This window comes from Segniliparus sp. (assembly GCF_051660745.1).
Classification (GTDB): domain Bacteria; phylum Actinomycetota; class Actinomycetes; order Mycobacteriales; family Mycobacteriaceae; genus Segniliparus.
In genome coordinates this window covers 36,017-61,213 of the sequence record NZ_JBOFQF010000047.1, presented here as the reverse complement: position 1 = coordinate 61,213, position 25,197 = coordinate 36,017, and the positions used below count along the sequence as shown (strand labels likewise).

Sequence of the window (25,197 nt, the reverse complement as noted above, 5' to 3'; positions counted from 1 at the left end):
CCAGGCCGGAGCGGGGGCGCTCACACCTGCAGACGCGATCCCATGATCACCGTGCGGTCGAGGGGGAGGCCGAAGTACCCCGCCGCGTCCCCGGTGATGTGCGAGGTGGCGATGAACAGCCGCTTGCGCCAGGTCGGCATCGTCGGCTCCGCGCCGCGCACCAACTGGAGCTTGGACAAGAAGAACGAGGCCTGGCCGACGGTGACCGGCCCTTCGGTCCGCGCCGGGTCGAGCAGGCTCAGCACGTGCGGCACGTCGGGCCGCTCCATGTATCCGAAACGCGCGCTGACGTAGATGATGCCGTCGCTGCTGTAGCCGAGGTCGTCGATCTCGACCCGCTCCGCGTCGGGCACCCTCGGCACGGGCACCGTCTCCAGGGACAAGATCACCGCCTGCTCGTGCAGGACGCGGTTGTGCCGGACGCTGGAGAGCATGGCCAGCGGGGTGGTCTCCTGGCCCCGGTTGAGGAACACGGCAGTCCCAGGGATCCGGATGAGCGGCGGGTCCAGCTCCGGGAGCTTGCCGACGAACTCCGTCAGCGAGCCCTCGACCTCGGCGCGCTTGTGGGTGACGATCGACCGTCCGCGCGCCCACGTGGTCATCACCGTGAACACGACGACGCCGATCAAGAGCGGCAGCCACGCGCCATGCACGAACTTCGTCATGTTCGCGGCGAAGAACAGCAGGTCGACCGCGAGCAGCGCCCCGCCGCCGAGCACCACCGCCCACAGCGGAGCCTCCCAACGCCGCCGCGCGATGAAGAGGAACAACAACGTGGTGATGGTGATCGTCGCGGTCACCGCCATCCCGAACGCGTACGCCAGCGCCGCAGAGCTGCGGAACGCGAACACAAGGATCAGCACGGACACCGCCAGCACATTGTTGACAAAGGGGACGTAGATCTGGCCGATGGTGGACTCCGAGGTGTGCTCGACCCGCAGCCTCGGCAGGTAGCCCAGCTGCACGGCCTGCGACGTGAGCGAGTAGGCCCCGGTGATGACGGACTGGGAGGCGATCACCGTCGCCGCCGTCGCCAGCAGCACAAGGGGAAGCCTTGCCCACCCCGGCGCGAGCAGGAAGAACGGGGCGCTCATCGAGCGCTCGTCGCCCAGCAGCAACGCACCCTGGCCCAAGTAGTTAAGCGTGCAGGCGGGCAGCACGAGCAGGAGCCAGCCCCGCGTGATCGCGCGCCGCCCGAAATGCCCCATGTCCGCGTACAGCGCCTCGGCGCCGGTGACCGAGAGCACGACTGCCGCCAGGGCGAAGAAAGCGATCTCGAAATGCTCGGCCACAAAGCCAAGCGCGTACGCAGGGGAGAGGGCCTTGAGGATCTCCGGACGCCCTGCGACGCCTTTGACCCCGAGCGCGCCGATCGTGACAAACCAGGCGATCATCACCGGGCCGAAGATCCGTCCGACGACGGCGGTGCCCCGGCGCTGCACGGAGAACAAGACCACGATGATCACGGCGGTGATCGGCACGACCCATTCCTCGAAGGAAGGCTCGACCACCTTGAGGCCTTCGACGGCGGAGAGCACGGAGATCGCGGGCGTGATCATGCCGTCGCCGAAGAACAGCGCGGCGCCGAAGACCCCGAGGCCGGCCAGCGTCAGCGCGGTGCGGCGGCCCTTGCCCGACCAGTGGCGCAGCGACGTGATGAGCGCCATGATGCCGCCCTCCCCGTCGTTGTCGGCCCGCATCACCAGCGTGACGTAGGTCAGCGTCACGATGGCCATCACCGACCAGAAGATCAGCGACACCACGCCGTAGATATTGGTCGGGCTGATCGGCACAGGGTGCGGGTCGCCCGGGTCGAAGACGGTCTGGAGGGTGTAGATCGGGCTCGTGCCGATATCGCCGAACACCACGCCGAGCGCGCCGACGACGACGGCGAGGCGAACCGGGCCAAGGCCGCCCGCGTGGTGCTGCGGCGGGGCGGCGGCGGTGTCTGTGCTCACGTCGTTCCTCAGTTCTGTCCGGTGCGGGGGCTGCGGGGCGCTCTGATCCTAGCCGCCCAGACGGTTCACACGGGCAGGTTTGACGATTTCGTGATCGGATTCTGCGCCTGCGACGCTCAACAATCGCCGCCGCCATTACTGGCGGAAATGCTCCGTCACCGTCAGGGCCGGGCCCCGACGTAGTCCGCGAGGTGCTGGCCCGTGAGGGTGGCCCGGCTCGCGACGAGGTCGGCGGGCGTGCCCTCGAAGACGACCCTGCCGCCGTCGTGGCCCGCGCCGGGGCCGAGGTCGACGATCCAGTCCGCGTGGGCCATGACCGCCTGGTGGTGCTCGACGACGACGACCGACTTGCCGGAGTCCACGAGCCGGTCCAACAGGCCGAGCAGCTGCTCGACATCGGCGAGGTGCAGGCCCGAGGTCGGCTCGTCCAGGACATAGACGTCGCCCTCCTCGCCCATGCGCGCGGCGAGCTTGAGCCGTTGGCGCTCGCCGCCGGAGAGCGCGGTGAGCGGCTGGCCGAGGGCGAGGTAGCCGAGCCCGACGTCCGCGAGCCGTTCGAGGATCTTGTGCGCGGCGGGCGTGCGCGCCCCCTCGCTCCCTTCGACCTCGCCCCCGAAGAACGCGCGCGCCTCCGCCATCGACATCGCGAGCACCTCGCTGATGTCGCGTCCGCCGAGTTTGTGCTCCAGCACCGACGCGTCGAACCGTTTCCCCTCGCACACGTCGCAGGTCGTGGCGACCCCGGCCATGACGGCCAGGTCGGAGTAGACGACGCCCGCGCCGTTGCAGTCAGGGCACGCGCCCTCGGAGTTCGCGCTGAACAACGCGGGCTTCGCCCCGGAGGCCTTCGCGAAGGCCTTGCGGATGGGGTCCAGCAGTCCGGTGTAGGTCGCGGGGTTGCTGCGCCTCGAGCCCTTGATCGGCGCCTGGTCGATCGCCACGACCCCGTCACGGCCCGCCACCGACCCGCCGACGAGCGAGCTCTTGCCCGATCCCGCGACGCCGGTGAGCACCACCAGCACACCGAGCGGGATGTCCACGTCGACGCCCTGCAGGTTGTTGGTCGAGGCCCCGCGCACCTGCAGCGCCCCGGCAGGTGCGCGCACCGCGGCTTTGAGCGCCGCGCGGTCGTCCAAATGCCGTCCGGTGAGCGTGCCGCTGCGCCGCAGCTCCGCCACCGTGCCCTCGAAGACCACCTCGCCGCCGCCCGAGCCCGCGCCGGGGCCGAGGTCGACGACGTGGTCCGCGATCGTGATCGCCTCCGGCTTGTGCTCCACGACCAGCACCGTGTTGCCCTTGTCCCGCAGCCGCAGCAGCAAGTCGTTCATCCGCCGGATGTCGTGGGGGTGCAGCCCGACCGTCGGCTCGTCGAAGACATAGGTGACATCGGTCAGCGAGGACCCGAGCTGGCGGATCATCTTGACCCGCTGCGCCTCGCCGCCCGAGAGCGTGCCGGACGGGCGGTCGAGCGAGAGGTAGCCGAGCCCGATCTCCACGAACGAGCCGAGGACTCGGCGCAACGAGCCGAGCAGGGGAGCGAAGCCCTCGTGCTCGTCGAGGCCCTCGACCCATGCCGCGAGGTCGCTGATCTGCATCGCGCACACCTCGGCGATGTTGCGGCCCTTGATCGTGGCGGACCGCGCGGCGGCGGAAAGCCGGGTCCCCGCGCACTCCGGGCAGGTCGCGAACGTCACCGCGCGCTCGACGAAAGCGCGGATATGCGGCTGCATGGACTCGACGTCCTTGGACAAGAACGACTTCTGGATCTTCGGGATCAAACCCTCGTACGTCAGGTTGACCCCGTCGACCTTGATCTTGGTCGGCTCCTTGTGCAGGAGCGCGTCGAGCTCCTTCTTGGCGAATTCGCCGATCGGCTTGTCCGGGTCGAAGAAGCCGCAGCCTTTGAAGATGCGGCCGTACCAGCCGTCCATGCTGTAGCCGGGGATCGTGATCGCGCCCCCGTTGATCGATTTGGAGTCGTCGTACAGCGCGGCGAGGTCGATGTCCGAGATCGAGCCCCGCCCTTCGCAGCGCGGGCACATGCCCCCGGTGACGCTGAAGCTGCGGCGCTCTTTCACGGTTTTGCCGCCCCGCTCCATCGTGACCGCGCCCGCGCCGCTGATCGAGGCGACATTGAAGGAGAACGCCTGCGGCGAGCCGACGTACGGCTTTCCCAGCCTGCTGAAGAGGATCCGCAGGAGGGCGCCCGTGTCCGTCGCGGTGCCGACCGTGGAGCGGGGGTCTGAGCCCATCCGTTGCTGGTCGACAATGATCGCGGTGGTCAGGCCGTCCAGGACGTCCACGTCCGGCCGCGCCAATGTCGGCATGAAGCCCTGCACGAAGGCGCTGTAGGTCTCGTTGATCAGCCGCTGCGACTCGGCGGCGATCGTGTCGAACACCAGCGAGCTCTTGCCCGAGCCGGAAACGCCGGTGAACGCCGTCAGCCTGCGCTTGGGCAGCTCGACACTGATGTCTTTCAGGTTGTTCGTGCGCGCGCCGTGCACGCGGATCCGGTCGTGGCTGTCCGCGACGGGGGACTGTGTGGGCTGGTGCACGGCCATGGCCTCAGATCTTATCGAGGACGATCTTCGCGATCTCCCGAGCGCCGAGCGGCGTCAGATGCAGCGGCTGGCTCTCCACCCAGTTCGTCGTGAGAAACCCCGACTCCCAGGCCGGTCCCGCAGCGCACAAACCGTGCCCGACCGACGGGGCGTACGTGTCGACGTAGATCTCCCCAGTCTCCCTCGCCACCTGTTGGATAGTCGCATTGACGCCCTGGATCTTCTCGTTGATCCACGCCATGTCGCCAATGGTCATCGGGGTCGTCTCGCGGCACTTCTTGCCGGCGGGGAAGGGCTGGGGGTACCCCACCAGCGCGATCCTGCTGCGGGGCGCCTTGCCTTTGACCGCGTCCACGGCGCCGCGCAAATCCCGATGTATGTTGTCGCGGACTCCGGCGAAGCCCTGAGCGGTCAAGAGCGGCTGCTCCTCGGGGCCCTGCTGCCTGCACGGGCTGCCGTCCGGATCGGTGAGGCCGATCATCAAGCAGGTTGTGACGATCTTGACCATGAAGTCCTGGTCGTTCGGGCCGAAGCTCATCGTCACGAGGTCGGTGTCCTCGTTCACCGCGTCCACCTGCGGCGGGACCACAATGCCGAAGGCGCTCTCTTGTTCGTTCAGCAGCGCGCCGGACTTCGCGCCCGCGCAGCTCACATCGGTGAAGCCGTTGCCCGGTCCGAGGCCGAGCCCCTCGGCCACGGCGGCGGGGTAGTTCTCGTCGGTCCGCGCGCAGTTCGGCCCGTCCGGGTCCAGCCCCCGCAAACCGGGCTTGCTCACGTACGAGTCGCCCATCGCCACGTAATGGCGCACCGGCTCCTTCGCGGGGGCGGCGTGCGCGATCTGGGCGAGGCCGAGGAACACCGGGAAAACCAAACCGAGGGGCAGCAATTTTCGTATGGTCATCGGGCCAGCTCTCTACCGGGTCGCCCGCCGCGCCGTTGCCTGCGGGTCGTTCGAGCCTACCCGACGCAGAGCACGGGCAAGGCAGGCGGCGCGGCCGTCGCCGAGCCAGGACCGCTAGTCGGGACCGCCGTACTGCCACACCAGGATCTGCCCGCCAGTCATCGTGTGGTTGCACCACATCGTCTTGCCCGCGCTGTCATGCGTGGTCGCGTGCCACGTCGGACACGAGTCGCCCACCTGGGCCCCGGCGGCTTCCGCGACACCAGGCAGCGCCACGGCCGCAAGGGCCGCTCCTGACGCGACAACTGCGGAGCGGAAAACGGAAACCATGAGCTCTCCTCCATCGACGGCCTCTGCCGTACGACTATAGAGGACGGCGCAGGCAGGGGAGCACGGGCGACCGTTCTGAACAGCGCGCCAGCAGGTATCGTCGCTGCCATGGCGCTGTCGTTCAAGGCTCACGAGCTGTCCGCCGTCCTTCGCGGCTTCTACGCGGGCGCCGCCGTTGCGGACACCGCGCTCTCCGCCTTCGGCGGACAGCAGGCGCACCGGACGCGGCGGTTCACCAAGCCCCTGCTCATGCCCGTGCTCGCCGCGTCGTTCGCCGCGAACCCCTCGGCTCGGCGGTCCCCGTTGTTCCGCGCCGTCCTCCTCGCCCAGGCCGCGAGTTGGTGCGGCGACGTGGCCCTGCTCGGCGACGCCCCACGGGACTTCGCGCGCGGCGCAGCCAGCTTCGCGGCGGGCCACGCGTCCTACATCGCAGGCATGCGCCCGCACCGCGCGGCCACACCAGGAGCGCCCGCCAAAGCGGTCGCGGGGATCTGGGCCGTCTGCGCGCCGGGCGTGGCCCTCGCCGCAGGACGCGAGGCGCCCTACCTCGCCCCGATCCTGCTCGGCTACTCCGCGGCGCTCGCGGGGACGGCGGCGAGCGCGACGACCCTCTCCGAGCAAGTTCCCGCAGCGGCCCGTCGCCGGATGGCCGCAGGAGGACTGGCATTCCTTGCCAGCGACGCGGTGCTGGGGCTGCGCAGGTTCTTGTGGCAGGGCGCGCCGCAGGCGCTCGAGGCCGTTGTGATGGCCACCTACCTCTCGGCCCAGTACCTCATCGCAGACGGCGCGGCGCGGGCAGCTGCTCGTACTTGACCACATCAGTGGCCAAAAAGCGCGAAAAGACATTTTCCTTATGCCCCTGACCAGCAAAAACGCCCTCAGATCGCCGTAGAGCCACGTTTTCGTTCAAACCAGTGCGCGGGGCCTGGAAATTCGCCCGCGAGCCGCGCGCATGGCCCCTCGTGAATATTATGTCACTTCAAGCGATCCGAGACCGAGCAGCGAGGGCCGCAGAAATGCTGGACAGCATGGGCGCGCATGATCGAGCCGGCCCCTCTGGATGAGTTTCCCCCCACCGGGCACAGACAGCCCGGCGGGAGAACCGCGTCTACAGGGATCGTGCGCCGAGCGACAGCGCCGGACTCGTCGTCGCCGGAATCCGAGTCCTTCGACAGAGCATCTGAGAACAGGGCAGACCCGAGACTGCCCAATCCGGGACCCGGACGCGCGATGCAAGTGACATAATGTCGATTATCGGCACTCAACGCCGCTTGTGAAAACAATGCCGCCGAAGAATGTTTCGGCGCTCTGGATCTTCACTTGTATCTTCATGATTCTTTAGCGCAGGATTAAAATATTCACAGAGAGACCCCGCATGGATACGCTTCTTCAAGGGAAAGTGACCACCTGCCAGATCACCCCCATATCGTTCGCTTCAACCGCTGACGCCGAAGCGCGACAGTTCCAAGTGTTTTACCGAATATTGCGGAAAGACAGACACCGAGGCGGTAGCCGAGCAATTTGGGGGGAAACCAGAATTCGTCACCTCGATACAAAATATCCTCTCCGCGACGCAAACACGCTCTTGCTCGAAGTCCAATTCTAAATAACATCTAAATTCTAGATAACATCTAGATTTGCTCCGCGCAATATCTAGTATGCGACACCTTTTGTGGGCAACGAACAATTAGGAGAAATCATGAAATCCATCCCCTCGGCGCGACTCGCGCTGTCGGCGGCCCTGGTAGCAGCAGCCGTTGTTACTCTCCCGGTCGCTGCGGCATATGCCGAACCCAGGGTTGGCGGCGAGTCCAGCAAACTGATCGACGGTGTATCCAACGTGCCGTGCAACGGCGTCATCTACCCCGTGGCGGTGTCGAAGAACTACTTCGACAAAGATGCCGACGTGACGCAAGTCTTGGTTAAAGGCACCCCGCAGACCCTGACTGCCGCGAAATCCAAGTCAGAGACCAACCAAGTGGCCGTCAGCCAGGAAAAGACTGTCGGCATCGACTGGTCGAGCAACGGGATCAAGGCCTCACTGGGAACCAAAGTCAGCCGTACCTTTACCCAGGGCGAGACGGTAACCTTCACCTCGACGAATTCCGTCTCCATCACGCCAAAGGTGGACAAGCTCCACGCGACACCCACGTACTTCATGCTTCAAGCAAACGGCGCTACCTACCAGTGCAAGAGTGGCGGCAAGCCCACGGCGGTTGGCGCCATTGACTCAGTGAAGATCAAAGTTGCTGTTGCGATGGGCTGGGTAATCACCCGATCAGACGGAAAAGCCGCGGTAGCCGGCAAGGATTACTGAAATCGGTTCGCACACAGACAGCAATAATATTATTTCGATCTCATCCAAATTCAGGAGAAGCGCCATGAAGAATTTCACTGCCACCAATCTCATAACCGCCGCATTTATCGCTGCGAGCGTTGCTGCACTTGCGCCGAGTGCGGCGCACGCTCAGAATCCAGAGATCAAGTTCAAGGACTACACCGAGGGCTACGCGAAGTACTACTACCCCGAGGTCTGCTCCTTCAACATCGAGAAGGCCAGCCAGCCCGCTGCTGCTCCTGCCGGAGGTGGATCGATTTCCGGCGCCAAGGGCAAGGTGAGCTTCTCATGCCCAACCGGACAGCCGTTCAAGAAGTACAGTTTCGGGTACGGAAGCGGCAACTCCGCGGGGAAGGCACGGGACAACGTCGTCCAGCACGACCACCCTGCCGACGGTAAGAAGAACACCCTCGAGGTCTCGTACACCCCCGGCGGGTGCATCTACTGGGCTGTTGCCGCGTGCACCGAGAAGGCATGGACCAACGTCAAGATCGTCCCGATCTACTAGGCGCTGCGAATACCGCCACCCTCGCCGCTGGCCGTACCTTGCGAATGCGCAGGGTACGGCCAGCGGCGAGGGTTTGAAGTGGTGATGCGCCTCGCGCACCAGGCGCACCGCGTGCTCACGCAGCTCGGGCGGGTACTTACACCCAGAACGAGGCACAGCGCGACGAGATCCACGCCTTCCCTTTGCGCGCCTCTGCCGAGCAGCTTGCGGCCTGCCCCCTGCCCTGGTCATCACCGCAGAAGCCGACGTGCTGCGCGACCAAGGCGAAGCCTACGCGGCGAAGCTCCGCTGCGCTGCTTCCCCATAGCCGATCCCAGCGAATCTTCGTAACTGTTTCTGCCACCAGAAATAAGGCGCGCAGGCCCGAGGCCTGCTGTTTCAAGTCAGTATGCCTGTCACCAGGGCACTGTGCCGTCGTCGTCGAAGAACCCGCCGGTCGGCCCGTCGTCGGGCAGGGTCGCGAGGCGGATCGCGATCGCCGCCCCCTGCCGTGGTGTGCGGGTGCCCTGGAAGCCATTGAGGTCGGTGGCGGTGAAACCGGGGCAGCCGGAGTTGATCAGGATGTTGGTGCCGCCCAGTTCCTTGGCGTACTGGACGGTGACGGCGTTGAGGAAGGTCTTTGACGCCAGGTACGCGGTGGGGACCGGTCCCATGTCGACGCCGGGTGTGGTGTGCAGGGCGAGCGAGCCCACGCTGCTGGACATGTTGACGATTCGCGGAGCCGCCGAGCTGCGCAGCATGGGCAGCATCGCGTTGGTGACCCGGACGACGCCGATCACGTTGGTTTCCACGACGGCTCGCACGGTCGCGGGGTCGAGCGTGGTGGGCGTCTGCGGCACACCGCCGGTGATCGCGGCGTTGTTGACCAAGACGTCGAGCCCTCCGGCGTGGTCGGCGACCAGCTCGGCCGCAGCGGCGACACTCGCGTCGTCGTCCACGTCGAGCGGCACGCCGAACGCATCGACGCCCGCCGCGCGCAGCTTCGCCACCGCGTTCTCGCGGCGCTGTTGGTCCCTCGCGCCCACGCCGACTCGCCAGCCGAGGGAGCCGAGGCCCGCCGCGATCTCGTATCCGATTCCTTTGTTCGCGCCAGTCACCAGCGCGATCGTTCGACCACTCATGCCGTCGAAGGTACTGCGGGCTCGGGCGGGGCGTCCAAGACCGATCCGACGGGCGACGATACCGCACGGGTATCGGTCGTGGTGAGCGTCGGATACGATGACATGGTGGAGACACGGGAGTTGCGGTATTTCGTCGCCGTCGCCGAGGAGTTGCACTTCGGGCGGGCGGCACAGCGGCTGGCGATGGCGCAACCACCGCTGTCGCGGGCGATCCAACAGCTCGAACGGCGGCTCGGAGTCGTTCTGCTGCACCGCGCTGCTCGCGCCATCGCTTTGACCGAGGCCGGGTCGGTGCTTCTGCGGGAGGCTCGGATCGCTCTCGAAGCGGTCGAAGCCGCCGAGCGCCGCACCCGTCGCGCCGCTGCCGACCGGCCCGGCATGGTGCTGGCGGTCAAGGCGGGGGCGTCCAAGGAACTGTTGTCGAAACTGCTGGACGCGTACGCCGCCGACCCCTGCGCTGTCGCCGTCGAGGTGGTGCTCTGCGGGCCCGGCGAACCGGAAAGCCTGCTCCGCAGCGGGCGCGCCGACGTCGCCCTGCTCCACCGGCCCTGGGACACGACGTCCGGATTCGACACCGAGGACCTGCACACCGAACAGCAGGTGGTGGTCCTGCCCGCAGGGCACCCCCTCGCCGACCGGGCCCACATGTCGATGGCCGAGGTCAACGCCCTGACAGACCTGCCATTGCCGCGCTGGCCCCGACGGGACGGAAGTTACCCGGACGGCCCCGGCCCGCAGGTGCGCGACCATACCCAGTTGATCCAGCTGATCGCGCTCGGACGGGCCTGCGCGATCATGCCCGAGTCGCTACGAGCCCAGCTGCGCGACGATCACGCCATCGTGCCGGTGCCGGACGCGCCTGCCGTCACGACCGTCATCGCCTGGCCGCCGCACAGCAGATCCAAAGCCGTCGCCGACCTCGTCCACACCGCGACACGCCTCTAACCGGTACATCCGCGAGCGCGGCTCGCAGCGTTCGGCTTCCCGTGGTTTTGGCAGGCTCACAAGCCCTGCGCCCCGGGTTCGAGCAGCCGTTTGGGGTGCATGCCGTCGACCTGGCCGACGAACGGCGGATGGATGCTGTAGCCGAGCATCCGGCGGATGTCCTCCGACACGGCGCGCGCCGTGTCGCGGGTGGCCGAGAGGGTGAACGCCTCTTGCGGGCGCAGCCATGGCTCGCAGTACTGCGCGGTCACGGCCAAGCGCGGGCGGGCGGCGCTGTTGGCGCCGCCGCCGTGCCAGAGCGTGCCGAGGAAGAACACGCACGACCCCGCGCCCATCACGACCGGCTCCCGCTCGCCCTCCTGCGGGACCCGGTCGGCCCACGTGTGGCTGTCAGGAACGATGTCCGTTGCGCCGTTCTCCGGGGTGAACTCGTCAATGGCCCAGATCGTCGCCGCGCTGAGGGCCGCGCGAGGACGCGGCAACGGGTAGAAGCCGTCGTCGGTGTGCAGCATCTGCGCCTGCTCCCCCGGCAGGATGTTGATGACTTGCAGCATCGACAGCAAGTAGTTCGGCAAAAACAGCCGGTCCAAAAGCGCCAGCACCCGAGGGTGGTCCGCGATCCGGTCGCAGGCGCGGGTCTTGTTCAACACGCTGTACACCCGCTGGGTGGTGTGCCCCTCGAAGCGGTTGCGGCCGTGCCGGTCCAACAGCGGCCCGACGGCCTCGCGAACCTCGTCGCACTCCCCTGGCGTCAAAAGGCCGGGCAAGACCACGTACCCGTCCCGCTCGACAGCGGCGAGGTCGGCCTCGACCACCGCCGGGTCGACGCTCGCCCCGCTGCTCTGAGTCCGCCGATACGTTCCGGCCAGATCGCCGCCCATGTCGAGCACTGAGGACACTTCGACGCCCATGTCGTCTCCTTCGAGCCATGAAATAAACGAATTATGTTATGCTTCTCAATATGGCACGCCCACCCGTAGGACGTCAACAGCTCCTCGAGGCTGCTCGCGACGAGCTGGTCCGGGGCAACGGCGTGATGGAGCTGAGCGCGCTCACCCGCCGCTCCGGGCTGAGCACCGGGGCCCTCTACCACCATTTCGGCTCCAAAAGCGGCCTGCTCGTCGCGATCTACGACGGCTTCTACCAGGGGCTCAGGCGGGCCACCGCCGACTCCCACCTCCCGGCGGACGCCGATTGGGCCACCCGCGAGCGCGAGCGCGCCCGCCGCTCCGTCGCCTACCAGTTCGCCGAACCGCTCACCCCGATCCTGTTCAACCGGACGGCACTGGACCCCGAGCTCACCGAGCTGGAAGCCGCCTACATCCAGGGCATGATCGACATGGCTGCGGACAACATCCGGCAAGGCCAGGCGCTCGGCCAACTGCCCGAGGGCGTCGACCCCGACAGCGCCGCCGCCTATCTCATCGGCGGCTTCCGCCACGTGGTGGCACAACAGCTGCGCGTCGTCCCGCGCCCAACGCCCGACCAGGCGGCCGAACGGCTCTGGAGCCTGATCGCCACCACGCTCGGCATCGGCTGATCCGCGACGGCGCCGCCGAGGGTTTCCGTGACGCCCACGCGCCCGCCCCTTGACGGCTAGTTTGATATCTATCAATATAGACACATGTCGAATCAAGGCTTTGCGGCCGATGTGGCGCCGCCGTGCTGCATTCCGCTCACGGACGAGCCGCTCGGCCAGGGCGAGGCCGTCGACCTCGCCCGGATGTTCAAGGCATTGGGCGACCCCGCCCGTTTGCGGCTGTTGTCGCTCATCGCGAGCCATCTGGGCGGCGAGGCGTGCGTGTGCGAGATCTCGGGGGCCTTCGACTTGTCCCAGCCGACGATCTCGCACCACCTGAAGGTGCTGCGCGAGGTCGGGCTGCTCGATAGCGAGCGGCGCGGCACCTGGGTGTACTACCGGGTCGTCCCCGCCGCGCTCGCCAAGCTCTCCCAGCTCCTCGGCGGCGTGGACCTCGCGGGGGCACGGGCATGAGCGCCCCGGTCCCCCGGCTGCCGCTCCTTGACCGGCTGCTGCCGGTGTGGATCGGCGCCGCCATGCTCGTCGGGCTGCTGCTGGGACGGTGGGCGCCCGGCCTCGGGCCGGCGCTGGAGCGGGTCCAGGCGGACGGGGTGTCCTTGCCGATCGCGGTCGGCCTCTTGGTGATGATGTACCCGGTCCTGGCGAAGGTCCGCTACGACCGGCTTGGCACGGTGGCCCGCGACCGGGGGCTCATGCTCGGGTCGTTGGCGCTGAACTGGCTGGCGGGCCCGCTGCTGATGTTCGCGCTCGCCTGGCTGTTCCTGCCGGACCTGCCCGAGCACCGCACCGGGCTGATCGTCGTCGGCCTGGCTCGCTGCATCGCGATGGTGATCATCTGGAACGACCTCGCCTGCGGCGACCGCGAGGCCGCCGCCGTGCTCGTGGCGCTGAACTCCCTGTTCCAAATCGCCATGTTCGCCGTCCTCGGCTGGTTCTACCTCGACGTGCTGCCCGGCTGGCTCGGGCTGCCCCAGACCGCCATCGCGGTCTCCCCCTGGCAGATCGCCAAATCCGTCCTCGTCTTCCTCGGGCTCCCCCTCCTCGCCGGGTACTTCTCCCGCCGCCTCGGCGAGCGGGCGAAGGGCCGCGCCTGGTACGAGGGGTCGTTCCTCCCGAGAGTCGGGCCGTTCGCGCTCTACGGCCTCTTGTCCACCATCGTCGTCCTCTTCGCCCTCCAGGGCGGCCAGATCACCAGCAGGCCCCTCGACGTCGCACGGATCGCGCTCCCCCTGCTGGTGTACTTCGCGGTCATGTGGGGCGGCGGCTGCCTCCTCGGCGCGCTGCTGCGCCTCGGCTACGCGAGGACCGCGACCCTCGCGTTCACCGCCGCCGGGAACAACTTCGAGCTCGCCATCGCCGTCGCCGTCGCCACCTGGGGCGTCGAGTCCGGCCAAGCCCTGGCCGGGACGGTCGGCCCGCTGATCGAAGTCCCCGCCCTGCTCGCGCTGGTCAGGCTCTCCCTCGCGCTACGAAACCGAACGGCCCAGAGCCGGCCGGCCCAGACCGGACCAACCCAGACCCGACCGGCGCAGGAGCCGGCATATGAAGGAGCCGAGAACCGATGACCCAACAGGACCCGAAGAACGCCGCACGCCCCTCTGTGCTGTTCGTGTGCTCGAGCAACGCGGGAAAGTCGCAGATGGCCGCAGCCCTCATGCGCAAAGAAGCGCCCGGCCGGATTGACGCGCACTCCGCAGGCACCAAGCCCGGAAAAGCGGTCAACGAGACTTCCGCGCGATCCCTCGAAGAGGTCGGCGCGGACATGTCCGGCGAGCGCCCCAAACCTGTCAACCCCCAGCTTTTGCGCTCGGTGGACCGCGTCGTGATCCTCGGCCGCGAAGCGCAGCTCGACCCTGTGGAAGGCGTGCGGATCGACCGCTGGGAGACCGACGAGCCCGCCGAGCGCGGCGTCGAGGGCATGGAGCGCATGCGCCTGATCCGCGACGACATCGCCGCCCGCGTCCGCGAGCTCGCCCAAGAGCTCGCGCCAGACCAGTAAGGAGCGCCCCATGTCCCGCGTCCAGCTCGCCCTCAACGTCGAGAACCTCGAAGCCGCCGTCTCCTTCTACGCCAAGCTCTTCGGCGCAGCGCCCGCCAAGCGCAAGCCCGGCTACGCCAACTTCGCCATCGACCAGCCCCCGCTCAAGCTCGTCCTCATCGAGAACCCCGGCCACGGGGGCACGGTCAACCACCTCGGAGTCGAGACCGACACCAGCGAACATGTCCGCCGCGAGGCCGACCGCCTCGCCGCCGAGGGGCTGATCGCCCTGGAGGAGGAGGGCACCACCTGCTGCTACGCCGTCCAGGACAAGGTCTGGGCCACCGCCCCCGACGGCGAGCAATGGGAGGTCTACACCGTCCTCGCCGATTCGGAGGCCTTCGGAGCCAGCCCGAACCTCTTCACGGAACAGCCCGAGGCCAGCTGCTGCGCGGGAAGCTCCGATGGATCCGTCGAGGCCTGAAACCCCGGCCGCCGGATCTGCGCCTGCCTGCTGCGGCACACCCCAGGCAGGCGATGTGCGCCGCGCGCTGGCGTTGTCGTGGCTGTCGCTGGCCTACATGGCCGCCGAGGGAGCCGTGGCGATCACGGCGGCAGTGCTCGCAAACTCGGTCGCCCTGCTCGGATTCGGGCTCGACTCGGTCATCGAGGGCCTGGCCAGCGTTATCGTCATCTGGCGGTTCACCGGAGCCCGGACTTTCTCCGAGGCCGCCGAACGCACAGCGCAGCGAGCCGTCGCCGTCACCTTCTTCCTCCTCGCCCCGTACATCGCCTACGAGGCCGTCGCCGCCCTCCTCGCCCGCGAGCGGCCGTCGACCAGCTGGCTCGGTGTCGGGCTCTCCATCGCCAGCCTGGTCGTCATGCCTTTGCTCGGGATCGCCAAACGCCGGGTCGGCTCCCGCCTCGGCTCCGCCGCGACTGCCGGGGAAGGCACGCAGAACCTGCTGTGCGCCTACCTCGCCGCCGCCGTGCTCGTCGGCCTGCTCGCCAACACGCTCATCGGCTGGTGGTGGCTCGACCCTCTCGTCGCCCTCGCCATCTCGGCCCTCGCCCTCAAGGAGGGCCGCGCGGCATGGCGCGGCGACAGCTGCTGCTGACGCGGCATGGTATACACCATCGCATGATCGATCATGTGTACATCTCGGTGAGCGACATCAAAAGGTCGAGCTCGCTGTACGAGGCAGTTTTGAAGCCGCTGGGCTGGCGCGGCTTAGGCGGCTACGAGGCGCCTGCGGGCTCAGACGTGCCGAACTTGCACGGATTCGCGGACAAGAACTACGGCGGCGGCGTCAAAGTCGGCTCGAGCGTCTGGCTGCGCGAGAGCGAGGCAGGCAGAGGAATCTACCTCGGGCTCGCCGCCGCAGGCCAGGCAGAGGTCGACGCGGCCCACAAGGCCGCCGTCGCGGCAGGCGGGACCGACGCGGGCGCGCCGGGCATACGCGAGCATTTCGGCCCCGGCTACTACGCCGCCAATATTCTCGACTTCGACGGGAACATGCTCGAAATCGTGCACAAGAGCTGGAATCCGCAGCTCTGAGCAGAGGTAAGCCGGCCAGAGGGAAGTCGGCGGGAGGTCCGGCCAACGCGCCATCGGTCCCTGCTCGCGGCATCCCCCGGGCCGATATTTGCTAATATCTGCGTATGAATGCAGGTAATAGCAGAGCATGCCGCAGGCAGCTGCCCGACGACCAGGCCGACCTGGTCGTCGAGACGTTCCGCATGCTCGCGGACGCGACACGGGTGCGGGTGCTGTGGGCGCTGGTCGACCGCGAGTGCTCGGTGAACGAGCTGGCAGAGCACGTCGGCAAGCCTGCCGCCTCGGTGTCGCAGCATCTGGCGAAGCTGCGGATGGCCCGCCTGGTGAAGACGCGCAAAGAAGGCGTGCAGGTGTTCTACCGGTTGGAGAACGACCATGTGCGCCAGTTGCTCACGGACGCCGTGTTCAACGCCGAACACGCGGGCCCCGACGTGCCCGCCCATCATCGCGGCGACGAGAAGCTCCGGCTGCTGCACCAGGAGGCCGCAGAGGCCCCGGCGCGGAAGGGGCTCGGCGCATGAGCCACGAGCACCGCTCCCCCCGCCATTCGCACGACCATGGCCATGGCCACCCGCATGGCCATCACCAGCACCGAGGCGGCCTGGTCGGGGCGCTGCGCGAGGTGTTCGTCCCGCACAGCCACGACTCCGCCGACAAAGTGGACGCCGCGTTGGAGTCGAGCGCGGAAGGCATCCGCGCGGTCAAGATCAGCCTGCTCGTGCTGGGCGTGACGGCGTTGGCCCAGTTGGCCGTCGTGCTCGCCTCCGGGTCGGTGGCGCTGCTGGCCGACACGACCCACAACGCCTCCGACGCGCTGACCGCGATCCCCCTGTGGATCGCGTTCGCGCTCGGACGCCGCGCCGCCACCAAACGTTTCACCTACGGATTCGGCAGGGCCGAAGACCTCGCCGGACTGTTCGTCGTCGCCATGATTGCCCTGTCCGCCCTCGTCGCAGGAGTCGAAGCCGTGCTGCGGCTGGTCCATCCGCAGCCGATCGGCCACCTCGGATGGGTCGCCGCCGCCGGTCTCGCCGGGTTTGTCGGCAACGAGCTCGTGGCCGTCTACCGGATCGGAGTCGGGCGCAGGATCGGGTCCGCCGCCCTGGTCGCAGACGGCCTGCACGCCCGAACGGACGGCCTGACGTCGTTGGCCGTCCTCGCGGGGGCGGGCGGCGTCGCGCTCGGCTTCCCGCTCGCCGACCCGGCGATCGGGCTGCTCATCACCGTGGCGATCCTGCTCGTGCTGCGCACCGCCGTCCGCGAGGTGTTCGGCAGGCTCATGGACAGCGTCGACCCGGCCTTGGCGGACGCGGCGGAATCCACTCTCGCCGCCCAGCCCGGAGTGCAACGCGTCCACAGCCTCCGGATGCGCTGGATCGGCCATCGCCTCCACGTCGCGGCCGAGCTCGACGTCGACCCGAAGACCAGCCTGGCCGAGGCAGGCTTGATCGCGCACGAGGCCGAGCACGCCCTCTCCCACGCGATCCCCAAACTCTCCTCGGCGCTTGTCTGCGCCCGCCCCGCGCAGGCGCTCGACCGGGCGGCCGAGCAGCCCCTCTCCGCGCCGAGCGGCTAAGCGCGGCCCGTCCCGCCTCGGACGGACGGCCCGGGCCGAGGCGTCGACGGCCTGCGGGCGAAGCCGGGCGCGTGCTCGGGCCGGAAGCCCAACCCGACGAAACGCGCGGGAAGCGACGAGAGCCAGGGCGCGCGGGCGAAGGCGGCGGGGAGCCAGCCCGGCGCCCCGAACGGCTTCCCGGCGAGCGCCGGGTCCATCATGTGCCGGTGCGCCGCGAGCTGGACGGCCTGCGTGGCGGCGGCGGGGAACATCCGCCGCCGTTGGACGGCGGCGAGGTCTTTCTCGGCCAGGCGCCGCTCGCGCAGCGGCTCGGCGAGGATCCGCGCGGCCGCCACGGCGTCTTGGACGGCGAGGTTGATGCCGATCCCGCCGAGCGGAGACATGGCGTGCGCGGCGTCGCCGATGCAGAGCAGCCCGTCGACGTGCCAACGGGGCAGCCGGTTGATCCGGATGTCCAAAAGCTTGGCCTCGTCGATCGATCCGATCTGCGCGACGGCCTCGGACAACGCCGGCATGGCGTGCGCGACGTCCCGGCGGAGCGCCTCGACCCCCTTCGCCCGGAGCTCGGCGTCGGAGCCTTTGCGGATGAACCGCCCGATCTGCAAGTAGCCCTGGCGCGGGATGACCGCGAGGAACACGTCGTCCTTGAAGACGGGCAGCAGCTCGGGGACCACCCCTGGCGCGGCGGGGACGCGGAGCCACCAGATGTCCGTGCCGACGGGGAACTCCTTCGCCGCGAGCCCTGCCTCCTGGCGCCGCCGCGACCAGCGCCCGTCGCACACGAGCGTCAGATCCGCGCGCAGCTCGCCGGAGCCGTCCGGGCTGTCGTAGCGGACCCCGGCGACCCGGCCTGACGCATCGTGGAGCAGGCCTGCGACCTCGTGGCTCATCCGCAGCTCGAAGTTCGGCTCCTCGCGGCCGGCTTCGGCCAGCATGTCCAGGAGGTCCCACTGCGGCACCATCGCGACGTGGCGGTGCGGGACGCGCAGCCTGCCGAAGTCCGCGACGACGAGCTTGCGGCCGCCCGGAGCGTCGATGGCCACCCGCTCGAGCTTGCTCTGCGGCAGCCCGGCGAACCGGTCGTACAGGCCCAACTCGTCCAGCAAGCGCAGCGTCGACGGGTGCACGGTGTCGCCCCGGAAGTCCCGCAGGAAGTCCGCGTGCTTCTCCAGCACGACGACGTCGACGCCGCCTCGGGCCAGGAGCAACCCGGCGAACATCCCCGCAGGGCCTCCCCCGACGATCACGCACGTCTTTTTCTCGTCCATCGTTCGCTCCTTCTGGTTGTCGTTTTGAAACTCGAATAAAGAGTACATGTAGTAATGTTCCTTTGTCTAGATGTACACTCGTGGCATGGCGACGACGAAACCAACGGCCGAGGTCTCGCAGGACGTGGTGCATGCCGCGTTGCGCGCGGCGGAGGCCCTCGGCAAAGACGTGGCAGATGTGCCCCTCGGCGAAGTCGCCCGCGAAGCCGGGATCTCGAGGAGCACACTGCTCCGCCGCCTCGGCGGGACGCGGCACGCCCTCGACGAGGCCGTCCGGGCCGCCGGGGTCGACCCCGGCGGGCGGGCGCCGGTCCGGGATCGGGCCACCCTCGCCGCCGGGGAGCTCATCGACGAGCGCGGGCTCGCCGCCACGACGTTCGAAGCGGTCGCCGCCCGGGCGGAATGCTCGGTCCACAGCCTCTACGCCGTGTTCGGCGGTCGGGACGAGCTGCTGCGCGCCGTCTTCGACCGCTTCGGCCCGGTCCTCGACATCGAGCAGGCGGTCGCCGACCCCCGAGCAAGTTTCGAAGAGACCGTGCACCGCGTCTACCAGCTGTTCGCCGAGGTCTTCAGCCGCGAGCCCCGCGTCATACCCGCCATGTTCGCCGAAGTGATGGCCCGCCCCGCCGATCCCGCCGCCCGCGCGCTGGCCCAGCACACCGCCCCGCGCATGCTCGCCAGCCTCGGGCAATGGCTCGCAGGCGAGATCGCCGCAGGGCGCGTTCGAGACCTCCCCCTGCCTGTGCTGGTCCAGCAGATGATCGGGCCCGTGATCATGCACACGGCGCTGCGCCCCGCCGCGTCGGGCGTGCCCGGCCTTGTCTTGCCCGATCTGCGCGAGAGCTGCTCGCTCTTCGCCGAGACCTTCCTTCGCGGCGTCGGCAGCGCGAGCCGATGAGACGGCCATCCAGCAGGACGGCGAAGAAATTGCGGGGCGTCCCCGGCGCGGGACAGGTATCGTCGAGAAAGTGACCAATCTGCCCTCGCGCGTCAGCGCGGTCGTGTTCGACTGCGACGGGCTTTTGCTCGACACCGAGGTGTGCTGGTCCCGCGCCGAAGCCACGTTGTTCGCGCGGCACGGACGGACGTTCGGCCCCACGGAGAAAGACCTCCTTATCGGACGTGCGATACCGGCGGCCTGCGAGAACATCGCCGCTTGCCTCGATCTGCCCGGCCAGGGGCCACGCCTGCAGGCCGAGCTCGTCCCCCTTGTCGAGGCCGAGCTCGCGGCGGGGGTCAGGCCGCTCCCCGGCGCCGAAGACCTGCTGGCCGCGTTGGCCGGGCGCGTTCCGCTCGCCGTGGCCACCAACAGTCCCCGGCGCATGCTCGACAGCGCGCTGCGGAGCGCGGGGCTGGCAGGCTATTTCTCCTTCACCGTCGCCGCCGACGAGGTCCGCAACCCCAAACCCGCGCCGGATCTCTATCTCGCCGCGTTCGCCAAGCTGGGGGCGCGCCCCTGCGCCGGGGTGACGTTGGAGGACTCCGCCACTGGCGCTGCCGCCGCCAGGGCTTCGGGCGCCTATCTCGTCGGCGTGCCCTCGCAGCCGGGCAAGCATCTCGGCGGCGACTACAACACGGCCTCGCTGGCCGACCCCGCATTGCAAGCATGGGCCGCCGCCGTCGGACCAGTCGCGTCCGAGCACGGCAGCCGGTGCTGCTGCGCCCCCTGACCGGCGCCCGCCCCGCGAGAACCCGCTCCGCCCACTCCCACCGCGCCCTCGAACGAAAGGCCTCGATGTACATCCCCCGCCCCTTCGCGCCCGACGAGGAAGCCGTCCGCGACCTGCTCGCCAACATGGGGAGCGCGGACCTGGTCACCATGGCCCCGAGCGGCCTGGTGGCGACCCCGCTCCCCTTCGAGCACGACCCCGCCGTCGGCGAGCACGGGGCCTTGATCGGCCATATGGCAAGGGCCAACGGCCACTGGCGCGAGCCCGTGCAAGGCGAGGCGATGGTGATCGTCCGAGGCCCGGAGGCGTACGTGTCGCCCTCCTGGTACCCGACGAAGGCCGAGCACCACCGCGTGGTGCCGACGTGGAACTACGTGACCGCGCATGTGTACGGGCGGCTCGTCGTCCACGACGACCCGGCCTGGGCGGAACGGCAGATCCGCCGCCTCGTCGAGCGGCACGAGGCCGACTCCGCAGAGCCCTGGTCCGTCGACCACGCCCCCGCCGCGTTCATCGAGCAGCAGCTGCGCGCCGTCGTCGGCGTCGAAGTGGTCATCAGCCGTGTCGAGGCCAAGTTCAAGCTCAGCCAGAACCAACCGGCGCAGAACGTCGAAGGCGTGATCGCGGGCCTTCAGGCCCGAGGCAGGGCCGACGACCCCGCCGTCGCCGCAGCAGTGCGCGCCCGCCAGCGCGGCGCCACCGCGTAGCGCCGCCCTGGCCGCCGTCACGCGGGCCGCACGCCGGACTTCGGCGACCGGGTCCGCCCGCCGGGGCGCAGCCCCGGGACGAGCATGGGCACGTGCCTGCGGTACTCGCGGTACTGCTCGCCGAGCGCCTGCTCCAGGTCGTGCTCCTCGAATTGCAGCGCGATGAAGATGTACGCCGTGGTCGCCATGGCGAAGAGCAGATGCCCTGCCGTCATCGTCGGGGCCGCCCAGAACGCGACGAGGAAGCCGAGCATGATCGGGTTCCGCACGAGCCGATAGAGAAGCTCGGTGCGGAAGGCGACCTCTGTGTAGGGCCGCCCGCGCCACGCGAGATACACCTGGCGCAGCCCGAACAGGTCGAAGTGGTTGATCATGAAGGTCGACGCGAGCACGACCGCCCAGCCTGCCCAGAACAACGCCTCGACCGCCAGCCGCCCCGGCCGCCACGCCACATCCCAGACCACGGCGGGGATCGTCCGCCACTGCCAGCACAACAGCGCCAGCAGCAGGCTCGAAGCGAGCACGTACGTGCTGCGCTCCATGGCGGCGGGCACAGCCCTCGTGAGCATCCGTTTGAACCCCGGCCGGGCCATCACGCTGTGCTGGACGGCGAACAGCCCGAGCAGCACGATGTCCACGACGAGCGCTTCGGGCACCGGGGCGGCGACGGCGTGGTCGACGGTGCGCGGGACCACGACGTCCCCCACGAAGCCGACTGAATAGAGAAAAGCGGCGAGGAAGACCGCATAGCAGACGACCCCGTACGCGACTATCGGCAAACGGCTCATCATGCGCCCTTCCTGTTGTCGCTGCGCACCCCGGCCGCCAGGGCGGCCGTCCCCATATTCTACGGCCAAAAAGAGAGACGCGTCACAAATTCTTACGCACCGGCCGCTGCGACAACGCCGTTGCGCAGGACGGCCCCTTGGCCGCCGCTTCGGGGTCGCGGCACCGGTCGAAGGCGGACAGTGTGCCCCGCCAGGACCAGAAGTCCTCCTCGGGCGCTGTGGCGTCGGTCAGGCGCCGCGCCCGGCCGCGTAGCGCGACGGCATGGCCGCCTGGGCGATCGGGAGGATGCGCAGCCGGGCGTACTCTTCGACCTCGGCCTGGTCGGCGAGGCCCGCAGAGCCGGGCGACACGAGCAACGAGTGCGTCAGGCGGACGAATATCTCTGCGAGGCCCCTGGCGTCGATCACGACGTCCTCCGCGGCGGCGGCCCGTTCGATGTGCCCGGCGAGATAGCTGATCGCCATCTCGAGCGAGGGCGCCGCGCCGGTCGTGAGCACCGGCAGGACCGCCTCCGGATCGGTTTCCAAGGTCCTGCCCAAGAGCGGGTGGACGCGCGCGAACCAGTAGATCCCGACAAACCCGGCGACCAGCTTGTCCTCGAAGCTCTCCAAGGCCGCGATCTCCCTGTCGACGTGCGCGAACAGCCCTTCGATCTCCCGCATCACGACGGCGAGCACGAGGTCGTTCTTGGCGGGCCATCGCCGGTACACGGTCATATGCGACACCCCGGCCCGTTTTGCGATCCCCTCGACAGTCGCCCGCCGGATCCCGAAGCGAAGCAGCTCGTCCAATGCGGCGTCGAGGATGCGCTCTCCGGTCGTGTCTGTCGTCACCGACACAGTCTATCGTCCGTGCCGCCCTGTTCTGATCAATCGTGCGGCAAGACCACTTTGCCGCTGGGATTGCGCGGGATCTCCGGCAGGAAGACGAACTCTTTCGGCACTTTGTAGCGCTCCAGCCGGTTTTTCACATGCGCTTTGAGCTCCTCCGGCTCCGGCGGCTCGGCGCCCGGAGCCACCACGAGATAGGCGCGCAGCACCTGGCCGTATTCCTGGTCCGCGATCCCCCGCACGACGACGTCGACGAGCGCGGGGTGGGCGCCGAGCGCCTCTTCGACCTCGCCGGGGAAGACGTTCTCCCCGCCGGAGACGACCATGTCGTCCGAGCGCCCGTCCACATAGAGCCTGCCGCCGGAGTCGAAGTGCCCCATGTCGCCGGTGCTGATGTACCCGCCGACGACCTCTTTGGCCGTCGGGTTCTTCACCGGGTCGTCGGTGTAGGCCGCAGTGGCCAGGCCGCCCTTGACGAACACGGTCCCGGTCTCGCCCGGGGCGAGCGGCGCCCGGTCCTCGCCGAGCACCCGCACTTTCACCCCGAGCACCGGCCGCCCCACCGTGCTGGGGGACTCGGCGATATCGCGCGGCGCGGCCAGGGAAACGATCCCCACCTCGGTGGAGCCGTACCCGTTGACGAGGATGTTCCCGAACACGCGCGTGAACTCTTCGATCACATGCGTCGGCATCGGGGCCGCCCCGGTGAGCGCCAGCCGGAGGCTCGTCCTCCTCGGCGCGGGCCCGGCCGCTGCGAGGAGGCGCTGGAACATCACGGGCACCCCGAAGAAGACCGCGACTTTGTGCCGTTCGACGGCTTCCAGCGCCCACGCGCCGTCGAATTTCTTCGCGCAGACGAGAGTCCCGCCCACTGCGAGCGAGGCTATCGCCCCGAGCATGCCGAACCCGTGGAAGAACGGCGGGGCCACGAGCATGCCGTCCCCCGCCCGCAGGCGCAGCACGTTCAGCCCGGAGACCGCGACGCCCAGGACGCCGAGCGGGCTGACCGATTTGGGGACGCCTTTGGCGAGGCCCGTCGTGCCGGAGGTCAGCATCGTGATCCGGCTGGGCCGCCGCGTCCTCGGCGGACGCTCCCCACCGGCGCGGGCCAATCCGGCGAGCGTCTGCGCCTTGTTTGACCACTCCCCGTTTGCCCACTCCCCGTCCGCCTGTTCCACGTCCGAGACGACGATCTTGCCCGCGAAGCCGACTGCGGCGAGGGCGGGCAGATACTCCGAGTCGGCGATCAGCACCTCGGGCCGATGGCGCTGCAGGATGTGGCCGAGCTGCTGCTCGGGCAGCTCGGTGTTGACCAGCACCACCTCGCTCCCCAACTGCAGTCCGACGACCAGCGCCTGCACGAAGCCCCGATGGTTCCGGCAGAGCACGCCCACCGACCTCGGAGCCGTGCGGCCCGAGGCCGCGTAGAGCGCGGCGCTGATCGACTCGCACTGCGCTTGCAGCTGCGCGTAGCTCAATCCGCCCGTTTCATCGACGATGGCGAGCCGATCGGGGGTGCGGGCGGCGGCCACCGCCACCAGCGTCGCCGGGCTCGGCCCGTACCGGGCGACGGCTCGGACCATCCGCGCCGCCGTTCTCGGCCCGACCAGGCCGACGACTCCGGAGCCGAGTCCCGCGCGCACGGCTCCGAAGACCGTGCCCGCAGTGACGCGCCACGAGCCCCTCATCGAGCCTGTCCTGCCGACCGGGCCCTGGTCGCCTCGAGCGCCTTGATCGAAGCCGCCGTCTCCCCCGAGTACTTGTTCGTGAAGCCAAGCCACAGCTCGATCGGCGTCCGGAAGAGCACGGAGGCCACCTCCGCGGGCCTGCCGATGATCGGGGCCTGGATGCGCGGCTTGCGCACCAGCGAGCGCGCGATGATCTGCGCCGCCTGCTCCGGGGTGTGCCCCGGCATCTTGTGCACCCAGCCGGTCGCGACCATCCGGGTCTTCAGGTGGCCTGCGTAGATGGAGCTCAGGCCGATCCCGTCGGCGCGGGTCTCCATCGCCACCGAGCGCAGCCAGATGTCGAACCCCGCCTTGCACGCCTGGTAGAAGCCCCAGCGCGGCGCGACCGGGAACTCGACGCCCGCCGTGCAGATGTTCACGATATGCCCGCTCCGGCGCGCGCGCATGCTCGGCAGCAGCGCCATCGTCAGACGCATCGGCCCGAGGAAGTTGACCCCGACCATCGCGTCCATGTCCTTTGTCCCCTCGCAGGAGAGATAGATGGAGCGGCGCAGCGACTTGCCCGCGTTGTGGATGAGGTAGTCCACGTGCCCGTGGTCGGCGAGCACCGCGGCCGCGAACCGCTCGACGCCGGGCAGGTCCCCCATGTCGACCTGGTAGGCGTGCGCCCGGCCGCCGTCGGCCTCGATCTCCGCGACGACCTCGTCCAACCGCTCCTTGGTCCGCGCGGCGAGGACGACTGTCGCGCCCGCGCGCGCCAAAAGCCTGGCTGTCGCCTCCCCCTGGCCGAACGACGCGCCGGTGACCAGGGCGACTTTCCCCCGGACCTCCGCGCTGAGCTCGTCGAGGCTCTTCAGCCGACGCGGGCCGACCACCTCCATCAACAGCTCTTCAGCCTTTCGCGCGATCGACGAAGCAGACATCTGGCACC

The 25,197-nt window shown here is 69.0% G+C and carries 27 protein-coding genes and 1 pseudogene; 17 read left to right on the top strand and 11 right to left on the bottom strand.

Features of this window, described 5'->3' with window-relative positions:
* Positions 1-20: 20 nt before the first annotated feature.
* The 4 genes from ACRC20_RS17635 to ACRC20_RS17620 all read right to left on the bottom strand — a co-directional run bounded on the left by ACRC20_RS17635 (position 21) and on the right by ACRC20_RS17620 (position 5,750).
* The gene (locus ACRC20_RS17635) at positions 21-1,958 is read right to left on the bottom strand and encodes a potassium transporter Kup (protein ID WP_438687700.1); all 1,938 of its coding nucleotides are present in this window, start codon (positions 1,956-1,958) and stop codon (positions 21-23) included.
* 161 nt (positions 1,959-2,119) lie between these two features.
* Positions 2,120-4,519 carry an ATP-binding cassette domain-containing protein gene (locus ACRC20_RS17630; protein WP_438687699.1) on the bottom strand — a complete coding sequence of 800 codons (2,400 nt, stop codon included), beginning with the start codon at positions 4,517-4,519 and terminating at the stop codon, positions 2,120-2,122.
* 4 nt (positions 4,520-4,523) lie between these two features.
* Complete coding sequence (locus ACRC20_RS17625) at positions 4,524-5,420, bottom strand: SGNH/GDSL hydrolase family protein (RefSeq protein ID WP_438687698.1); 897 nt, start codon at positions 5,418-5,420, stop codon at positions 4,524-4,526.
* 114 nt (positions 5,421-5,534) lie between these two features.
* Entirely contained in the window at positions 5,535-5,750 is a 216-nt protein-coding gene (locus tag ACRC20_RS17620) for a hypothetical protein (protein WP_438687697.1), read from the bottom strand.
* 108 nt (positions 5,751-5,858) lie between these two features.
* Here ACRC20_RS17620 and ACRC20_RS17615 point away from each other — a divergent pair, with 108 nt between their 5' ends.
* The 4 genes and pseudogenes from ACRC20_RS17615 to ACRC20_RS17600 all read left to right on the top strand — a co-directional run.
* Positions 5,859-6,563, top strand: a complete 705-nt coding sequence (locus ACRC20_RS17615) for a lysoplasmalogenase (protein WP_438687696.1) — start codon at positions 5,859-5,861, stop codon at positions 6,561-6,563.
* 859 nt (positions 6,564-7,422) lie between these two features.
* A complete protein-coding gene (locus ACRC20_RS17610; protein WP_438687695.1) occupies positions 7,423-8,067 on the top strand; it encodes a hypothetical protein in 645 nt (214 codons plus the stop codon).
* Between the two features lie 64 nt (positions 8,068-8,131).
* The gene (locus ACRC20_RS17605; RefSeq protein ID WP_438687694.1) at positions 8,132-8,596 is read left to right on the top strand and encodes a hypothetical protein; all 465 of its coding nucleotides are present in this window, start codon (positions 8,132-8,134) and stop codon (positions 8,594-8,596) included.
* Between the two features lie 202 nt (positions 8,597-8,798).
* Positions 8,799-8,903: pseudogene (locus ACRC20_RS17600) on the top strand (alpha/beta hydrolase fold domain-containing protein); the annotation flags it as partial.
* A gap of 88 nt (positions 8,904-8,991) precedes the next feature.
* On the opposite strand, the gene ACRC20_RS17595 reads toward ACRC20_RS17600, so the two are convergent.
* Positions 8,992-9,717, bottom strand: a complete 726-nt coding sequence (locus ACRC20_RS17595) for an SDR family NAD(P)-dependent oxidoreductase (RefSeq protein ID WP_438687693.1) — start codon at positions 9,715-9,717, stop codon at positions 8,992-8,994.
* A 102-nt stretch (positions 9,718-9,819) separates the two neighbouring features.
* Between ACRC20_RS17595 and ACRC20_RS17590 the strand changes: the two genes are divergently transcribed.
* The gene (locus tag ACRC20_RS17590; RefSeq protein WP_438687692.1) at positions 9,820-10,662 is read left to right on the top strand and encodes a LysR family transcriptional regulator; all 843 of its coding nucleotides are present in this window, start codon (positions 9,820-9,822) and stop codon (positions 10,660-10,662) included.
* A gap of 56 nt (positions 10,663-10,718) precedes the next feature.
* Here ACRC20_RS17590 and ACRC20_RS17585 read toward each other — a convergent pair whose 3' ends face one another.
* Entirely contained in the window at positions 10,719-11,573 is an 855-nt protein-coding gene (locus ACRC20_RS17585) for a phytanoyl-CoA dioxygenase family protein (protein ID WP_438687691.1), read from the bottom strand.
* 50 nt (positions 11,574-11,623) lie between these two features.
* Between ACRC20_RS17585 and ACRC20_RS17580 the strand changes: the two genes are divergently transcribed.
* From ACRC20_RS17580 to ACRC20_RS17540, 9 genes are all read left to right on the top strand, one after another.
* Positions 11,624-12,202: a TetR/AcrR family transcriptional regulator gene (locus tag ACRC20_RS17580; RefSeq protein WP_438687690.1), complete on the top strand. Its 579-nt coding sequence runs from the start codon at positions 11,624-11,626 to the stop codon at positions 12,200-12,202.
* Positions 12,203-12,286: 84 nt separating this feature from the next.
* Entirely contained in the window at positions 12,287-12,655 is a 369-nt protein-coding gene (locus ACRC20_RS17575; RefSeq protein ID WP_438687689.1) for an ArsR/SmtB family transcription factor, read from the top strand.
* A complete protein-coding gene (gene arsB / locus ACRC20_RS17570) occupies positions 12,652-13,767 on the top strand; it encodes an ACR3 family arsenite efflux transporter (RefSeq protein WP_438687688.1) in 1,116 nt (371 codons plus the stop codon). Before ACRC20_RS17575 ends, arsB begins: the two co-directional genes overlap by 4 nt.
* Complete coding sequence (locus tag ACRC20_RS17565; RefSeq protein ID WP_438687687.1) at positions 13,764-14,201, top strand: low molecular weight phosphatase family protein; 438 nt, start codon at positions 13,764-13,766, stop codon at positions 14,199-14,201. Before arsB ends, ACRC20_RS17565 begins: the two co-directional genes overlap by 4 nt.
* Before the next feature lie 10 nt (positions 14,202-14,211).
* The gene (locus ACRC20_RS17560; RefSeq protein ID WP_438687686.1) at positions 14,212-14,664 is read left to right on the top strand and encodes an ArsI/CadI family heavy metal resistance metalloenzyme; all 453 of its coding nucleotides are present in this window, start codon (positions 14,212-14,214) and stop codon (positions 14,662-14,664) included.
* 55 nt (positions 14,665-14,719) lie between these two features.
* A complete protein-coding gene (locus ACRC20_RS17555) occupies positions 14,720-15,298 on the top strand; it encodes a cation transporter (protein ID WP_438687685.1) in 579 nt (192 codons plus the stop codon).
* 23 nt (positions 15,299-15,321) lie between these two features.
* Positions 15,322-15,738, top strand: a complete 417-nt coding sequence (locus ACRC20_RS17550; RefSeq protein ID WP_438687684.1) for a VOC family protein — start codon at positions 15,322-15,324, stop codon at positions 15,736-15,738.
* Between the two features lie 104 nt (positions 15,739-15,842).
* Complete coding sequence (locus ACRC20_RS17545; RefSeq protein WP_438687683.1) at positions 15,843-16,259, top strand: ArsR/SmtB family transcription factor; 417 nt, start codon at positions 15,843-15,845, stop codon at positions 16,257-16,259.
* Entirely contained in the window at positions 16,256-17,314 is a 1,059-nt protein-coding gene (locus ACRC20_RS17540) for a cation diffusion facilitator family transporter (RefSeq protein ID WP_438687682.1), read from the top strand. Before ACRC20_RS17545 ends, ACRC20_RS17540 begins: the two co-directional genes overlap by 4 nt.
* Here the strand turns inward: ACRC20_RS17540 and ACRC20_RS17535 are convergent.
* A complete protein-coding gene (locus ACRC20_RS17535; protein WP_438687681.1) occupies positions 17,311-18,582 on the bottom strand; it encodes an FAD-dependent oxidoreductase in 1,272 nt (423 codons plus the stop codon). The genes ACRC20_RS17540 and ACRC20_RS17535 overlap by 4 nt on opposite strands.
* A gap of 85 nt (positions 18,583-18,667) precedes the next feature.
* Here ACRC20_RS17535 and ACRC20_RS17530 point away from each other — a divergent pair, with 85 nt between their 5' ends.
* The 3 genes from ACRC20_RS17530 to ACRC20_RS17520 all read left to right on the top strand — a co-directional run bounded on the left by ACRC20_RS17530 (position 18,668) and on the right by ACRC20_RS17520 (position 20,959).
* Positions 18,668-19,480 (top strand): TetR/AcrR family transcriptional regulator, encoded by an 813-nt coding sequence (locus ACRC20_RS17530; RefSeq protein WP_438687680.1) that lies wholly within the window; start codon positions 18,668-18,670, stop codon positions 19,478-19,480.
* A gap of 70 nt (positions 19,481-19,550) precedes the next feature.
* Entirely contained in the window at positions 19,551-20,252 is a 702-nt protein-coding gene (locus ACRC20_RS17525; protein ID WP_438687679.1) for an HAD family hydrolase, read from the top strand.
* Positions 20,234-20,959 carry an FMN-binding negative transcriptional regulator gene (locus ACRC20_RS17520; protein ID WP_438687678.1) on the top strand — a complete coding sequence of 242 codons (726 nt, stop codon included), beginning with the start codon at positions 20,234-20,236 and terminating at the stop codon, positions 20,957-20,959. Before ACRC20_RS17525 ends, ACRC20_RS17520 begins: the two co-directional genes overlap by 19 nt.
* 17 nt (positions 20,960-20,976) lie before the next feature.
* Here the strand turns inward: ACRC20_RS17520 and mddA are convergent, their stop codons facing one another.
* The 4 genes from mddA to ACRC20_RS17500 form a co-directional block, all read right to left on the bottom strand.
* The gene (gene mddA / locus ACRC20_RS17515) at positions 20,977-21,747 is read right to left on the bottom strand and encodes a methanethiol S-methyltransferase (protein WP_438687730.1); all 771 of its coding nucleotides are present in this window, start codon (positions 21,745-21,747) and stop codon (positions 20,977-20,979) included.
* Between the two features lie 228 nt (positions 21,748-21,975).
* Complete coding sequence (locus ACRC20_RS17510) at positions 21,976-22,587, bottom strand: TetR/AcrR family transcriptional regulator (protein WP_438687677.1); 612 nt, start codon at positions 22,585-22,587, stop codon at positions 21,976-21,978.
* Between the two features lie 29 nt (positions 22,588-22,616).
* Positions 22,617-24,266, bottom strand: a complete 1,650-nt coding sequence (locus tag ACRC20_RS17505) for an AMP-binding protein (protein WP_438687676.1) — start codon at positions 24,264-24,266, stop codon at positions 22,617-22,619.
* Positions 24,263-25,189, bottom strand: coding sequence for an SDR family NAD(P)-dependent oxidoreductase (locus ACRC20_RS17500; protein ID WP_438687675.1), 927 nt, complete (start codon positions 25,187-25,189; stop codon positions 24,263-24,265). Before ACRC20_RS17500 ends, ACRC20_RS17505 begins: the two co-directional genes overlap by 4 nt.
* Positions 25,190-25,197 lie beyond the last annotated feature (8 nt).